Source organism: Vibrio owensii CAIM 1854 = LMG 25443, assembly GCF_000817815.1.
In the GTDB taxonomy this organism is placed as follows: Bacteria; Pseudomonadota; Gammaproteobacteria; order Enterobacterales; family Vibrionaceae; genus Vibrio; species Vibrio owensii.
Window position 1 is genome coordinate 60434 of sequence record NZ_JPRD01000073.1, and the last position, 14957, is coordinate 75390.

At 47.0% G+C, this 14957-nt stretch carries 11 protein-coding genes; 10 read left to right on the top strand and 1 reads right to left on the bottom strand.

Translation table 11 applies throughout. The features are described from left to right. Positions 1-147 precede the first annotated feature (147 nt). Positions 148-1695: an arylsulfatase gene (locus tag H735_RS28000; RefSeq protein ID WP_020196646.1), complete on the top strand. Its 1548-nt coding sequence runs from the start codon at positions 148-150 to the stop codon at positions 1693-1695. Positions 1696-1837: 142 nt separating this feature from the next. Beyond that, entirely contained in the window at positions 1838-4192 is a 2355-nt protein-coding gene (locus tag H735_RS28005; protein ID WP_020196645.1) for a tetratricopeptide repeat protein, read from the top strand. On the opposite strand, the gene H735_RS28010 is transcribed toward H735_RS28005, so the two are convergent. Further along, positions 4179-5048 (bottom strand): LysR family transcriptional regulator, encoded by an 870-nt coding sequence (locus H735_RS28010; RefSeq protein WP_020196644.1) that lies wholly within the window; start codon positions 5046-5048, stop codon positions 4179-4181. The genes H735_RS28005 and H735_RS28010 overlap by 14 nt on opposite strands. A 127-nt stretch (positions 5049-5175) precedes the next feature. Between H735_RS28010 and H735_RS28015 the strand changes: the two genes are divergently transcribed. From H735_RS28015 to H735_RS28050, 8 genes are all read left to right on the top strand, one after another. Further along, on the top strand, positions 5176-6693 hold the full coding sequence (locus H735_RS28015) for an arylsulfatase (protein ID WP_020196643.1): 1518 nt from the start codon (positions 5176-5178) through the stop codon (positions 6691-6693). 95 nt (positions 6694-6788) lie between these two features. Next, positions 6789-8105: an anaerobic sulfatase maturase gene (locus H735_RS28020; RefSeq protein ID WP_020196642.1), complete on the top strand. Its 1317-nt coding sequence runs from the start codon at positions 6789-6791 to the stop codon at positions 8103-8105. A 65-nt stretch (positions 8106-8170) separates the two neighbouring features. Beyond that, positions 8171-9154 carry an AAA family ATPase gene (locus tag H735_RS28025; RefSeq protein ID WP_020196641.1) on the top strand — a complete coding sequence of 328 codons (984 nt, stop codon included), beginning with the start codon at positions 8171-8173 and terminating at the stop codon, positions 9152-9154. Between the two features lie 12 nt (positions 9155-9166). Beyond that, positions 9167-10129 (top strand): DUF58 domain-containing protein, encoded by a 963-nt coding sequence (locus H735_RS28030; RefSeq protein ID WP_020196640.1) that lies wholly within the window; start codon positions 9167-9169, stop codon positions 10127-10129. Further along, positions 10130-10681 carry a DUF4381 domain-containing protein gene (locus tag H735_RS28035; RefSeq protein WP_020197450.1) on the top strand — a complete coding sequence of 184 codons (552 nt, stop codon included), beginning with the start codon at positions 10130-10132 and terminating at the stop codon, positions 10679-10681. It begins immediately after the preceding gene. Beyond that, positions 10674-11765 (top strand): vWA domain-containing protein, encoded by a 1092-nt coding sequence (locus H735_RS28040; protein WP_020197451.1) that lies wholly within the window; start codon positions 10674-10676, stop codon positions 11763-11765. Before H735_RS28035 ends, H735_RS28040 begins: the two co-directional genes overlap by 8 nt. Then, the gene (locus tag H735_RS28045; protein WP_020197452.1) at positions 11758-13509 is read left to right on the top strand and encodes a vWA domain-containing protein; all 1752 of its coding nucleotides are present in this window, start codon (positions 11758-11760) and stop codon (positions 13507-13509) included. Before H735_RS28040 ends, H735_RS28045 begins: the two co-directional genes overlap by 8 nt. Further along, positions 13506-14813: a BatD family protein gene (locus H735_RS28050; RefSeq protein ID WP_020197453.1), complete on the top strand. Its 1308-nt coding sequence runs from the start codon at positions 13506-13508 to the stop codon at positions 14811-14813. Before H735_RS28045 ends, H735_RS28050 begins: the two co-directional genes overlap by 4 nt. Positions 14814-14957 lie beyond the last annotated feature (144 nt).

A 14957-nucleotide genomic window follows, 5' to 3' on the forward strand; every position in this document is an offset into this window, starting at 1 on the left:
TATTTTGCTTATATCACTGGACGAAATACCTAATTTGCTAGGCATTAAGTTTGGGTGAGATTTATTTTATGCCTATTGGTCTCATTGGTTCGTGAAATATAAATTTGTTGTGCAGGAGGCACATTACATTACTAAACAGAGGTTTATATGAGAACGAGATACGGTTTGAAACGCCGATTAGCCATTCTTACCACAGCGTTTATTGGGGCGACGAGTAGTAGTTTCGCCGCAGAGAAACCGAACATATTGGTCATTTGGGGTGATGATATTGGTCAATCGAATATCAGTGCTTATACATTTGGATTAATGGGATACAAAACGCCTAACATCGATCGCATTGCCAACGAAGGCATGATGTTTACCGATTACTACGGTGAGCAATCTTGTACCGCAGGTCGCTCGACCTTCATTACTGGACAATCGGTTCTGAGAACAGGTTTGAGTAAAGTTGGTCTTCCGGGAGCTGATTTAGGGCTACAGGCTGAAGACGCAACGATTGCTGAAATGCTTAAGCCCATGGGATATATGACAGGTCAGTTTGGTAAAAACCACTTAGGTGATAAGGACGAGCACCTTCCTACGAACCACGGGTTTGATGAGTTCTTTGGCAACCTTTACCACCTGAATGCCGAAGAAGAACCTGAGAATGTGGATTACCCGAAAGATCCGGAGTTTCGTAAGAAGTTTGGCCCTCGTGGTGTCATTAAGTCTTATGCTGACGGTAAGATTGAAGATACGGGGCCATTAACGCGCAAGCGCATGGAAACCGTTGACGAAGAGACATTAGACGCGGCGCTTGATTTTATGGACCGTGCAGTAAAGGCTGAAAAACCGTTTTTCGTTTGGTGGAATGCAACGCGAATGCACTTTCGTACTCACGTCAAAGAGGACAACCTTGGCCGCACTGGCATCAGCTTTTATGCAGACGGGATGGTTGAACATGACAACCACGTAGGCCAACTTTTGAAGAAAGTGGATGACCTAGGCATTACCGACAACACCATCGTATTCTACTCGACCGATAATGGCCCGCACATGAACTCGTGGCCTGATGCTGGTACAACGCCTTTCCGTGGAGAAAAGAACACCAACTGGGAAGGGGCATACCGTGTTCCTGCGATGGTTCGTTGGCCGGGTAAGATTGAACCAGGCACGGTTTCTAACGAAATCATGCACCACATGGACTGGATGCCAACACTACTTGCTGCGGCGGGTGATGACCAAATCAAACAAAAACTGTTGAAAGGTCATACTGCAGGGGACAAGACGTTTAAAGTCCATCTTGATGGTTACAACTTCTTGCCGTACTTAACCGGTAAAACAGAACAAGGCCCTCGTGAAGAGATCTTCTACTTCACTGATGACGGTGATTTGAGTTCACTTCGTTACCATAATTGGAAAATCGTGTTCTTAGAGCAACGTGCACAAGGCACACTTCGTCTTTGGGCAGAACCGTTTACACCACTGCGAGTACCTAAAATCTTTAACCTACGTATGGACCCATACGAAGTGGCTGATGTGACTTCTAATACATACTACGATTGGGTTCTTGACCATGCCTATATGCTGGTTCCTGCGCAAGCCTATGTCGGTAAATTCTTGGCGACGTTTGAAGAGTTCCCTCCAAGACAGAAAGCAGCTAGCTTCTCTCTTGATCAAGTAATGGAAAAGCTTCAAGAGAATCACCATCAATAGATTTATTAGTTAACAAAACGAAGGGGCTCAATGAGCCTCTTTGTGATGTCGGCTGGAAGTTTTTCTTACATTTCAGTCATTTTGCTCAAAATCTCAACTATATTTGTTTTTAGAATAAAAAGAATCACACACAAGGACAGTTATGACTCAGTGGGCATGTTGGAAGCAGGCTCTGATCGGCCTAGCAGCGCTCGTCAGTTTTTCTCTGTTTGCACAAGAAACGCTTTCTTCACAAGAACCTCTTGTTGAGCAGCAAGTCGGGACGGACACACCTAAATCAATCGATTCCTCGAAGCTTACTTATGTTGGTAGTGAAGCGTGTATTGATTGCCACAAGAAAGAAACCGAAGCGTGGCAAGGTTCTCATCACGATATGGCGATGCGTCACGCCGATGCGGAATCTGTTCTCGGTGACTTTGATGACCACACATTCACCTTTGAAGGGAAGCCAAATCGCTTCTATCGGAAAGGGGAAGAGTATTGGGTCAATATCCAAGGGGCTGATGGTGAGTGGCATGATTACAAAATCAGCTACACCTTTGCGTGGGAGCCGCTTCAACAATACATGGTGGAATTCGAAGACGGACGTGTGCAGTTGATTCCTTTCGCTTGGGATTCGAGAACCAAGCAAGAAGGCGGACAGCGCTGGTTCCATCTTTATCCCGATACCACCCCAAAAGATGAGTTCTACTGGACGAACACGGGTCAGAATTGGAACTTCATGTGTGCTGATTGCCATTCAACCAATCTGGAAAAAAACTACGATGCAACAGCCAATACGTATTCGACGACTTGGTCAGAAATCAACGTTGGCTGCGAAGCATGCCATGGCCCAGCTAGTGAGCACGTAGAGCTTGCCAAACAAGCGGAAAAATCTGGGAATACCATAGCCTCAGCGAACCATTATGGTTTTGACCGAGATTTAGGTATGGCAGTAAAAGAGTGGGTCTACGAAGAAGGGCACAGCACGCTCCAGCCAAAAGAAATCGCGATGACTCATCAAGTACAAACCTGTGCGCAGTGCCACAGTCGTCGTACACAGTTAAATGAAAGTGCAGACCACGTTAAAGGCTCCTTCCTAGATAAATATCGCCTCAGCTTAATTACACCAGAGCTCTATTATCACGATGGTCAAATCTACGATGAAGATTACGTTTATGGCTCATTTTTACAGTCAGCCATGGCAGAGAAAGGCGTAACCTGTACCAACTGTCACGATCCTCATACCGCAGAGTTAAAAATCCCTGAGGAAGCGGTTTGTGCTCAGTGCCATATTGCGTCTGACTACATGCCGGAGAATCACACCTTCCATGAGGCAAATACCGAGGCGTCCAAATGCACCACTTGCCACATGCCTGAAACGACTTACATGCAAGTCGACCCGCGTCGTGACCACAGTTGGCATGTGCCACGTCCGGATCTAAGCCAACACATCAATACGCCAAACGTCTGTACATCATGTCATGAAGACGAAACCAATCAGTGGGCGGATCAGAAAATAGGTGAGTGGTTCCCGAATTCGAAATACCGCAATCAACAACACTTTGCCGTGGCATTCTACGCCGATTCTATTGGTCATCGTGGTGCGCCTGATGCGTTAGCGTATTCTGCTCAAGACTCATCGTTGAGTGACATTATTCGTGCCTCCGCACTGGAGCGTATGGGTGGCAATACCGGTCAAAATACCTTGGTATCTCTAGCTCGCACGGTGAAGCATGAAAGTGACATGATTCGCCTCGGGGCTGTTGCTGGGTCTTCTGGTTATGAGTTCAGTGACCGCTGGCAAATCCTCGAACCATTATTGAGCGATCCAGTCTTATCTGTGCGTGCAGAAGCCGCAGGTGCACTGGTTCGCCATTATCCGGAAATGAATCCTCTGCAGCGTGACAAGATCAAACAGCCATTGGAAGACTACATGGCAATCCAACGCTTTAATGCTGACCGAGGCTTTGGGCGAACGAACCTAGCGAATGTCTATCGAGACCTTGGTGACACAGACAAAGCCATTGCGTCTTACCAAAAGGCGATTGAAATAGAACCTTACTTCGAGAACAGCTATGCAAACTTAGCCGATTTGTATCGTGCACAGGGCAACGACAAAAAAGCATTAGAAACCCTGATGGCAGGGATTGAAGCTCAGCCGAAATCGAGTGCTTTGCCATACAGTGCGGGTTTAGCTTGGTTGCGAGTGGGTGATAGTGTGAAAGCCAACCAATACTTAAAACAAGCGGCGGAAACCGCAGAGCGAAACCCACAGTATTGGTATGTTTATGGGCTCGCTCTGGAGAAATCAGACGTGCTTTCGGCCAGCAAAGCGTTGAACACCGCTTACAAAGTAGGTGGCAACCCACAGCACTTGTTTGCGGAATGTGAGGTGCTGGCTAGAAACTACAAAGACGGCTCTGTTGCATTTGCTTTTGAGCAGTGTTTGAAGCAACTAGGAGAGTTTGCGCCAGCTGATGTGATTCAGCGTTTAAGAGCTTCTATAAATCAATAGGAGCAGCATGGGCAAACTCAAGTTGTTGCTTGACCTGTTCCCTTAAGCGCTGATGAGCAGGATTGTGCTCATCGCGCTTGTGATACACAAATTTATAAGGAATATGGTCGATTTCTATCGGGCACTCAAGGACCTGTAACTTGAGTGCCTTACTCCATTTCATCGCAAACGAACGAGAGACTACACCTAAGCAATCTCGCTGTGCTACGTACATTGCCATACCTGCTAACGATGACGTTACGAGCTCTACATTTCGCTCCTGAATCGGCTCTTTTGCCAGCTGTTCGAAGCCAGAAGTGTTATTCCATTTACCTGAAAACATACAGTGATTTTCGCGATAAAAATCTTCTCGACTCAACGTTCCTTGGATTCTTGGGTGACTTTGACGACAGATGATCATTGCGGGTTCATGGTAGGCGTTTTCAATCACGAAAGAAGAGTCTTTGGTGATGATGGTATCAATCACCAAGTCCATTTTTTGCTGACGAATTTGTTCAAACAACAAGTATTTTTCCGGTGGAGACTCGTGGAAAACCACGTTTTCAATCGGATTTAAACTGTGGAGTAAGGTTTCGGAGCAGCAGACTTGAAAAGTGGTTCTTTCTGAAATGGCGTTGTCTACGATGCTCACTGCCTGACGAAACTGCGGCATGAGTTGATACGCGGTCGAAGTAGGGGCGATCCCTCGTCCTTGTTTGACGAAAAGCTGTTTTCCGACCACTTGTTCGAGCCGTTTAATCGAAGCGCTCACCGCAGGTTGCGTAAGGCCTAAATGGTCGGCCGCTTTGGTGTAGGACTGATACTCAGCCACCACCAAAAAAGTTTGAATCAAGTTTAAGTCCATCTTCTTACCCATAAACTAAATTTATATATCAACGTATCTGAACTCTATTTATCCGTCAAATAACAAGTTTTATCTTAATCAAATCTTGGTATCTGATTTTCTACCAAGATTAGCAGCAACGGATTTATGGAGCCCTTTTATGGCAAACCACGATAAAAAACGCGGCAAGAAGCTGGTATTAAACGCTTGCACGCTTGCGATTGGAGCGGCATCAGCGACCGCTTATTCGGCAGAACAACCTAACATTCTCGTTATCTTTGGTGACGATGTCGGTTACTGGAACTTGAGTGCATACAACGGTGGCATGCTCGCTTACAGCACACCAAACATTGATAGCATTGCAAGAGACGGTGCTAAGTTTACCAACTTCTACGCTCAGCAAAGCTCAACCGCAGGTCGCTCTGCGTTCATCACGGGACAAATGCCAAAACGTACGGGCTTGTCTAAGGTAGGTTTGCCAGGAGCAAAAGAAGGGATTTCTGAGAAAGATCCAACTATTGCGACACTTCTACGTGATCTTGGTTACGCAACGGGCCAATTTGGTAAAAACCACCTTGGCGACCGCGATGAACACTTGCCGACCAACCACGGTTTCGACGAATTCTTTGGCAACCTTTACCACTTAAATGCGGAAGAAGAGCCGGAGAACGTCGACTACCCACAAGATCCTGAATTCAAGAAGAAGTTCGGTCCTCGTGGTGTGATCCATTCTTATGCGGATGGCAAGATTGAAGACACCGGCCCGTTGACGCGCAAACGCATGGAAACGGTTGATGACGAGTTCCTAGATGAAGCTGAGAAGTTTATCGAGAAACAAGTCAAAGCCGACAAGCCATTCTTTACATGGTTTAACACCACGCGCATGCACAACTTCACGCACGTTCCAGACGACTACAAAGGTAAAACAGGCGCAGGTTTCTACGCCGATGGTGTGAAGCAACACGATGATCAAATTGGCCACTTGCTCAATAAGATTAAAGAGCTTGGCGTCGATGACAACACCATCATTGTTTACACCACAGATAACGGCCCAATGATCAACTTGTGGCCTGATGCGGGTATGACGCCATTCCGTAGTGAGAAAAACACCGGTTGGGAAGGTGGCTTCCGCGTTCCTGCAGTAATTAAGTGGCCAGGTCATATCCAAGCGGGCACGACGTTTAACGGCATTATGTCTTTGGAAGATTTCTTACCAACATTGGTGGCTGCGGCGGGCAACAGCAACGTCAAAGAAGAGCTGTTGAAAGGCAAGAAAGTGGGCGATATGAACTACAACGTTCACTTAGACGGTTACAACCAACTGCCATACCTAACCGGTAAAACGGACAAGTCTGCTCGTAACGAGTTTGTTTACTGGAGTGATGACGGCGATTTACTGGCTCTACGCTACGGTAAGTACAAATACCACTTCATGATCCAAGAAAACGAAACCGGTTTGGATATCTGGAAGAAACCATTTACCAAACTCCGTGTACCACAAATCTATGATTTGAGTATCGACCCATTTGAGCGTGGCGATACTGGTATGGGTTACGACCGTTGGATGTACGAACGTTCATTCTTGATGATGCCTGCGGTTGAAAAAGTAAAAGAGGTCATGGAAACCTTCAAAGAGTACCCGCCGCGTATGGCTCCGGGCTCGTTTGTTCCGAAATAACGTTTTGTCCATAGGTCGATAGACCCTAGTTATTGTCCTTAAATACAGCGCCCAACTTGGGCGCTGACTTTCTTCTGCTTTCGAGATCGTTCTTTATGAAAAAACAAACTCATATTCATACCACTCAAATGGCATTAACTCCCCTCAAAACGGCGTTTGCATCAAACAGTGAAAAAGTTGAACGACGTTTTCACGTGATGGCGAAACCGGGCGGGGCGAAATGCAATATCGATTGTCAGTACTGTTTTTATCTGCATAAAGATGAATTACTCAATCAAGGTACTCAGCCAAAAATGGATGATGCAACACTTGAGGCATTCATAAAGAGCTATATCGAAAGCCAAGACGGTGACGAGATTGTGTTTTCTTGGCAGGGTGGTGAGCCAACACTGTTGGGTTTGGATTACTTCAAGAAGATCGTCGAACTGCAGAACAAATACGCTAAGCCGGGCGTTCGCATCGAAAACGACCTTCAAACCAATGGCCTGTTATTAAACGAGGCTTGGTGTCAGTTTCTGCATGACTATGGTTTTCTGGTTGGTCTATCGATAGATGGTCCTGAATTTATCCACGATAAATACCGCAAAACCCGAAGTGGAAAACCGACCTTTCAACGCGTCATGCAAGCCGTTGATTTGATGAAGCGTCATAATGTGTCATTCAATGCTTTGGTGACAGTAAACCGCTTTAACGCCAAATATCCGCTCGAAGTGTATCGCTTTCTCACTCAAGAACTCGGCGTCACTTATATCCAATTCACACCTTGTGTTGAACCTCGCTCTTTCACTCAAACCGCTCCCCATTTTTGGAAAGAAAACATGTCGCCAAAACTTGGCAGCGAATTAGCAAAGCCGGGGCATTTGATGTCGGTCGTTACGGATTGGTCGGTCGATGCAGAAGAGTGGGGCGAGTTTCTGATTGCTGTATTTGAAGAATGGGTGAACAACGATCTTGGCAGAGTCTTGGTCAACCTGTTCGAAACCGCCGTCGCGCAAGTGATGGGGATGCCTTCGCAGTTGTGTGTTAGTGCAGAGTTCTGCGGCAAGGGTCTAGCGATTGAACACAATGGAGACGTGTTTAGCTGTGATCACTACGTTTATCCGGAATACCAGCTGGCTAACATTCATGACCGATCTCTGAATGAAATTGCAATCTCGACTCGTCAATACAGCTTTGGCATGGCGAAAAAGTCTTCTTTGCCGCAATACTGCCTTGATTGCCCATATTTGAAGTATTGCTGGGGAGAATGCCCAAAAAATCGGCTACTTACCGCGCCGAATGGTGAGGCTGGTCTAAACTACTTGTGTCCGGGAATAAAAATGTTCTTTGACCATTCGCTGCCAATTCTGGTTGGCATATCAAGGTTAATAAAGTCTTACAACTCAGGTGAATATAGCGAATATAACCTTTAGTTATTACTTTCAGTCTTATACTCAACTTTTAACGCTCAGGCTCCCGTAAACTCAATAGGTAGACTATGAACCACGCACAACAAGCCATTAATGAATTAATCGAACAAACTGAAAAAAGCGTCATTGGACAAAGCCATGTGGTTCAGGCTTTGGTGATAGGGTTACTGACCAATGGTCACGTACTTTTAGAGGGCTTACCGGGAACGGCAAAAACGCGCTCGGTAAAGTCGCTTGCGAACCTTCTTAACACCAGCTTTGGTCGTATTCAGTTTACTCCCGACTTATTACCTTCAGACGTAACGGGTACCGAAGTGTACCAAGAGTTGGATGGTAAGCCTCAGTTGCACTTCCAACCGGGACCAATTTTCAACAGCATTGTGTTGGCGGATGAGGTAAACCGTGCTCCGGCTAAAGTACAAGCTGCCCTGCTAGAAGCAATGGCAGAAGGTACGATTACGGTGGGTGATAAGACCCACGTCTTGCCTGAGTTGTTTATGGTGCTTGCAACGCAAAACCCAGTTGAACAAGAGGGTACTTACCCATTGCCAGAAGCGCAGATGGACCGCTTCATTATGAAAGTGACCGTCGACTACCCAGAAGATGAAGCAGAGCGTGACATTATTCGCTTGGTGCGTAGCGAAGAGTTGGGTTCAGAAATCAGTAGCGAATTAGTGACGCCACAACACATTGAACCAGAGCTCGTTATTGAAGCGCGACGCCAATTACCAAACATTACTGTTTCCGATTTGGTCGAGAACTACATTGTGGCGCTAGTCATGGCGACACGTAAACCAGAGCGTTACGCCGATTCCCAGCTACAAAAATGGATTGAAATCGGCTCAAGTCCTCGCGCTTCAATTGCGTTAGACAAATGTGCGCGCGCTTATGCGTGGCTACAAGGGCGTGACCATGTAACGCCTGATGATGTGCGTGCAATGGTGCCATCGGTGCTGGGACATCGCTTCTCACTTTCTTACGATGCACTTGCCGATGGTGTTGATCATCAACGTGTGGTGCAAGAGTTGCTTGATTGTGTAGAAATCGGATAAGCGGGAGGGACTATGGCAAAGCCAACGCTTGCTCCTCAATCCCAAGGGCTCGACCCTCGCTTGTATTGCGATTACTCACGATTGGTGCGTTTACAAGCCCAAGCCGAATCCTTCAGCTTACTGCCTCATTTAAAAGCGGGCAGTGTGCTTTCTGGTCGTCATAGCTCATTGTTCCGCGGACGTGGTTTGAACTTTGAAGAACTGCGTCACTACCAACTAGGGGACGACATCCGAAACCTAGATTGGAAAGTCACCATGCGCACAGGTAAGCCTCATGTGCGCAGTTACACCGAAGAAAAAGACCGTAATGTGATTGTCTGTGTTGACCAGCGCAGTGCGATGTTTTTCGCCTCTACCGAGGTCATGAAATCTGTGGTCGCTGCTGAAGTTGCGGCTATGTGTGGTTGGCGAGTATTGAAAGACGGTGACCGAGTCAGATTTGTTATCGCCTCTGACTCCGTTCTATATCACAGCAAAGCTCAGCGTTCCCAAAACGATTTGCTCGCTCAACTGAAACGACTCTCTCAAGCCAATCAGCGCTTAAATGTGGACTCGTTAGATTCAGACAAAGTGACGTTCAGTAAATGGATTGAGCTCATTAAACGGATGAAGCTAAAACAATCCACGCTGATTTTCATCAGTGATTGGCGCGATTGCGAAGAGCACCATCTTGATCATCTTAAGCAGCTTCAACAGCATAACGATGTTCTCGCGGTGATGGTAAGCGATCCTTTAGAGCAGTCGCTTCCTCAAGATTTGGCGAAAGTGAAATGGGTGATTGGTGATGGTCGTTACCAGCTAAACCTAGACAGTAAAGCCAAAGTCGATGCAGCCAGCGCCAGCTTGGTTGAGAAAGCTCAGTTACAACGTCAATCACTGGCACAACTCATGGCGATCAAAAAGCTGCCTCATATCGAAATCGATACAACAGGTGACCACATTACTCAATTCCAAAAACTCGTTGGAGGTCGATAAATGACAGACTTACACACGCCTCCAAGCACGTATATTCTGCGTGAGCTGCATGACGTCGCGGTGCCAGAAAGCGTCAGCTGGGTGCCGCAAACCATTGGTTGGAAGATCCTTGCAATTGTGGGTGCGATTGTACTCATGTATGTCGGCTACCGACTGGCACACCATTGGTGGGATAACCGTTACCGTAAAGAAGCCATTGAAGCGATTTTTCGTTTGACCCCAGATGATGCCAGCATGCCGAAAGCGCTGTTCTCGATTCTGAAAATCGTATTGATTCATCTTGATAGCTCTCATGCTCGCTTGTTTGATACTGCGTTCCTGCGCAAGTTAGATGAGCTTAACCCTAAGCATAAAATGTTTGATGACGAAGTCTCGAAGCGATGGCTGCAAAGTATCGTTGACCCAAGTATTGAACTGGAAAAAACAGAGCGTTTACAACTTCTTGAACGCGCAACTGAGTGGGTGAAAGAGCACAATGAGAACGCTCACAACATTGAAAAGCGCACGCTTGCCTACAAAGCGCGTGCATTAAAAGGAGGTCGCCATGGGTGATCTTCTTGCCTCATGGCTGGGCATGAGCAGCTTTGAATTTGAGCATCCGCTTTGGTTCATCATCTTGCCGCTGCCTTTAGTGGTGTATTTCCTCGTCCCAGCTTACCGCACCAAACAAATGGCCATCAAAGTGCCGTTCTTTAGTCAGCTTGTGGACGCCATTGGTGAAACCCCATCAGAAGGGGCAAGCCAACTCACTCCGAGCTGGTGGCAGCGCGCAACGCTCATCATCTCTTGGCTTTTGGTCGTGACAGCAATGGCAAAGCCGACAGTGCTTGGCGAGCCACAGGTGCGTGAAAGCTTAGGCCGAGATGTTATGGTCGTCGTCGATTTGTCTGGCTCAATGGCAGAGCAAGACTTCACGTCCAAAACCGGTGAAAAGATCTCTCGTCTCCATGCAGCCAAAGAAGTTTTGAGTGACTTTGCCAAAACGCGCAAAGGCGACCGCTTAGGTCTGATCTTGTTCGGTGACGCAGCATTTGTGCAAACCCCGTTCACGCCCGATCAAAAAGTGTGGCTAGAGCTACTTAACCAAACGGACGTGGCGATGGCTGGGCAAAGCACTCACTTAGGTGATGCAATTGGTTTGGCGATTAAGGTGTTTGAGCAAAGTGAAAAGTCGCGTACCGACGTGGAAGAGAACAAAGAGAAAGTCGCCATTGTTCTAACGGATGGTAATGATACCGGAAGCTTCGTTGAGCCGATTGATGCTGCGAAAGTAGCGAAAGCCAAAGATGTACGTATCCACGTGATTGCCATGGGTGATCCACAAACCGTGGGTGAAACTGCACTAGATATGAATACGATCAAACGTATTGCGAAAGAATCCGGTGGTGAGGCGTTTGAAGCGCTCAACCGTGACGAACTTGCTAAAGCCTATGATGAGATTGGTAAGTTAGAGCCACAGCTTTATGAAAGTACCACTTACCGTCCTAAGCAAAGTTTGCATCATTACTTAATGGCTTTGGTGGTTGCGATGTACCTAACCGCGTTCTCGTTAGCGACATTTAAGCGTCGTCGACTATCAGTGAACAGTGAAGCTTCTACACAAACAGACAACGTAGAAGGAGAGCGCCATGTTTGATTCTCCTTTCTCTAGCATGGGGCTAGAACAGTTTGTCACACAGTTCCATTTCATTCGTCCAATGTGGCTATTGGCGTTCATCCCAATGTTTCTTTTGCTTTGGTTAAGATGGCGAGAAGAATCCAAACCAAGCTGGAAAGATATTCTTCCTGAGCATTTACGCAAAGCCTTAACGATTGGCGACTATGGTTGGCGAAAACAACTGCCGCTCAAGCTGCTTATGGTGATAGTGGCGATTGCCATCATCATCTGTGCGGGACCTTCTTGGGAGCGCCAAGCTTCACCGTTTGGCGAAGATAAAGCCTCCATGCTGGTGGTGTTGGATAACAACGATTCGATGTTGCAAAAAGACCTTCCGCCAAGCCGTTTGGAACGTTCTAAGCAAAAGATCCGTGACCTCTTGGCCGCACGAAAAGGTGGCAGCACTGGGTTGGTTGTGTATGCGGGTTCTGCTCATGTCGCGATGCCTGTGACACAAGACAGCAAAGTATTCGAACCGTTTCTAGCGGCGATAACACCAGAAATCATGCCAGTTGAAGGTAAACTTGCTGAAATGGCGTTGCCTTTGATTGACCAACAATTACAAGGCCAACCGGGTTCTACGGTTCTGTTGGTTACAGATGGCGTCAATCCGGCGACCATTACCGCTTACAAAAACTATTTTGCTGGCAAGCCTTATCAATTGCTTATCTTGGCAGCGGGTAACTCGGACATTGTTTCTAACAACCCGGTCGATTTGGACTCGTTAAATAATCTTGCCAGCGCGACAGGTGGACGCCTTGTTGAAGTGACGGTCGACAACAGCGACATAGAGAAGCTGAATCGTTTTGTTGAGCGAAACATGCAACTCAATGGCGAATCATCCATGCCTTGGAAAGATATGGGCTATCAACTGCTGTTCCCAATTGCTCTCATGATGATGCTTTGGTTCCGCAAAGGCTGGTTAGTGCAATGGTGTGTGGTGGCGATGGTATCAACGTCTTTGTTTATGACGCCAAAAGCCATGGCGGAAACGGTCTCGCTCAAGGCGGATAAGCCTGAAGTGGTGCAAGAGGTAACCGTCTGGGATAAAGCGTCTCAATGGTGGTGGGATTTATGGCTCACCCCAAATCAACAAGGGCAACGTTTGTTCAACAAAAACGAATACCTTGAGGCAGCAAAGCACTTTACGGATCCGTTGCGTAAAGGGACGGCTTATTACTACGCAGGCGAATACAAACTGGCTCATACCGCTTTCTTGGAGATGCAAAACGATCCATCAGATGCGGTAAAAGACTATGGGTTGTACAACGCTGCGAGTGCGTTGGCACGTCAACGTGAGTACTTGGCCGCGCGTAATTTGTTGCAAACACTGGCAGACAAAGACACCTTGAGTGAGCAATTGCGACCAGACGTCGAGCACAACCTAAAAGTCATTGGTGGCATTGTCGAAGAGATTAATCGCACCAGTGAAAGCCAAGCGGGGACAACAGACGGACCCGAAGAGTCGTTTGAACTGGGTGACAACCCGCAAACGGCAGATGGGGCAGACGAAAAAACCGCTGCTGAATTAATGCTGAAAGAGAAACTCAATGCGAACGAAATCCTTGGTAGTCAAGAACTGGCGGATAAGTGGTTAAAACGCGTAGAAGCCGATCCTAAGTACTTCTTGCGCGCTAAATTCCAAATTCAACTGCGTGAGCCCGTGAAAACGGAGCCGCAGTCACAACCGCAACCACAACAAGAAGAGGAGCAAGCACAATGATGAATGCATTCAAACTTGGCGCTGACTCCGTGGTTGGGCGTTTAAGCAGTATCTTGATGATGTTTACCTTGTTTTTTACTGGCTTGGCGAACGCACAAGATATCCAAGACTTGCAGCGCAGCAATGATGTCGAGTTATTAGCGTGGGTTGGCAAGCAGGGGACAGGAGCAGATACGAAAGAAGCGCCTAAGTTCAGTGTGAATGAGCAGGTGATCTTGTACATCGAAGTTGCAACGCCTCGTTGGTTCACTGGTGGTACACGCATTGGCAGCGTAGAAATCCCCAACGTGATTGCAAAGCAGCGTAACCAATTAGCAACCAACTATACCGAGCGCAAAGGAGGGCAAACGTGGTCTCGTCAGCGTTGGGAAATAACCTTGTATCCGCAAGCCTCGGGGCAGTTTGTGATTCCACCTGTCGCCGTTGGTGTGCAAGTCTCTGCGCCTGATGGCTCGAAAGTGGCTGGTACGCTTTATACGCAGCCAATTAAGTTCGAAGCGTCTATGCCTTCTGGGTTGCTCAGTGATGAATCTGCATGGTTTACCGCGACTAAGGTGAGTGTGGATCAGAAATGGGCAACGTCTAACGATGAGCTGAAAGTCGGTGATGCAATCACTCGCACCATAACGATCAATGCACAAGACAGTTTGTCAGTATTGCTTCCAGACTTGTTATCCAATGATTCTACTGCCAGTTATCAAGCATACCCTCAACCAAACCGCTTAGACGATAAGCAAACGCGTGGCGATTACCAATCGAGTCGTATCGAAGAAAGCGTGTATGTGATTCAACAAGGCGGTGAGTTCACCTTGCCTGAACACAAGTTCCAATGGTGGAATAGCAAGAGTAAACAGCTGGAAACGGTGGTGATTGAGGGTAAGACCTTCAAAGCCAAGCATACATTTAAATCCTTTGTTAGAGCTTATTCTGGCTGGTTGATTGGCTGCGCAGTGACGCTATTTGTTCTCGTTATCGCCGCCTTGAGCATTCACCGTTATTATCGTTCTCGTCCTACGCCGCCATGGTTAGTGTTCAGACGAATGGTGAAAGCGAATCGATGGGGCGCTGCTCGAGCAAGCTTGTATAAGCAGCTGAGAAGCAATACGGGTGGCCTTGAAATGAGTAAAGCCAGTGACACTGATATTTGGCAGAAGCGTTCACAGCGCCTACAAGAGGGGCAGGAGGACGCAAGCTTGATGAATGCGCTTTGGAAAGGGATACAAGCGCTGAAGCCAAAACGCCTTAAGTGGGCGATACCAAAGGCCTTGCCGCAACTCGATAAGCAGGCAAGTAATAAGAAATAAAAACGAAAAAGGACGCTGATTCAGCGTCCTTTTTTTTGTTCTTTTCAATCGCAATAAGTAAATGGGATGTCTATTTTAACGTGCTACAACTGACGTAAAGAAATAATATATTTCAAATATATTTAATTCTTATCTTTTAAGCTT

What these genes read in the sequence shown, in the direction of transcription:
- H735_RS28000 (WP_020196646.1), top strand. Translation starts at nt 148, where the DNA reads ATGAGAACGAGATACGGTTTGAAACGCCGATTAGCCATTCTTACCACA.
- H735_RS28025 (WP_020196641.1), top strand. Translation starts at nt 8,171, where the DNA reads ATGAACCACGCACAACAAGCCATTAATGAATTAATCGAACAAACTGAA.
- H735_RS28020 (WP_020196642.1), top strand. Translation starts at nt 6,789, where the DNA reads ATGAAAAAACAAACTCATATTCATACCACTCAAATGGCATTAACTCCC.
- H735_RS28050 (WP_020197453.1), top strand. Translation starts at nt 13,506, where the DNA reads ATGATGAATGCATTCAAACTTGGCGCTGACTCCGTGGTTGGGCGTTTA.
- H735_RS28010 (WP_020196644.1), bottom strand. Translation starts at nt 5,048, where the DNA reads ATGGGTAAGAAGATGGACTTAAACTTGATTCAAACTTTTTTGGTGGTG.
- H735_RS28045 (WP_020197452.1), top strand. Translation starts at nt 11,758, where the DNA reads ATGTTTGATTCTCCTTTCTCTAGCATGGGGCTAGAACAGTTTGTCACA.
- H735_RS28005 (WP_020196645.1), top strand. Translation starts at nt 1,838, where the DNA reads ATGACTCAGTGGGCATGTTGGAAGCAGGCTCTGATCGGCCTAGCAGCG.
- H735_RS28035 (WP_020197450.1), top strand. Translation starts at nt 10,130, where the DNA reads ATGACAGACTTACACACGCCTCCAAGCACGTATATTCTGCGTGAGCTG.
- H735_RS28030 (WP_020196640.1), top strand. Translation starts at nt 9,167, where the DNA reads ATGGCAAAGCCAACGCTTGCTCCTCAATCCCAAGGGCTCGACCCTCGC.
- H735_RS28015 (WP_020196643.1), top strand. Translation starts at nt 5,176, where the DNA reads ATGGCAAACCACGATAAAAAACGCGGCAAGAAGCTGGTATTAAACGCT.
- H735_RS28040 (WP_020197451.1), top strand. Translation starts at nt 10,674, where the DNA reads ATGGGTGATCTTCTTGCCTCATGGCTGGGCATGAGCAGCTTTGAATTT.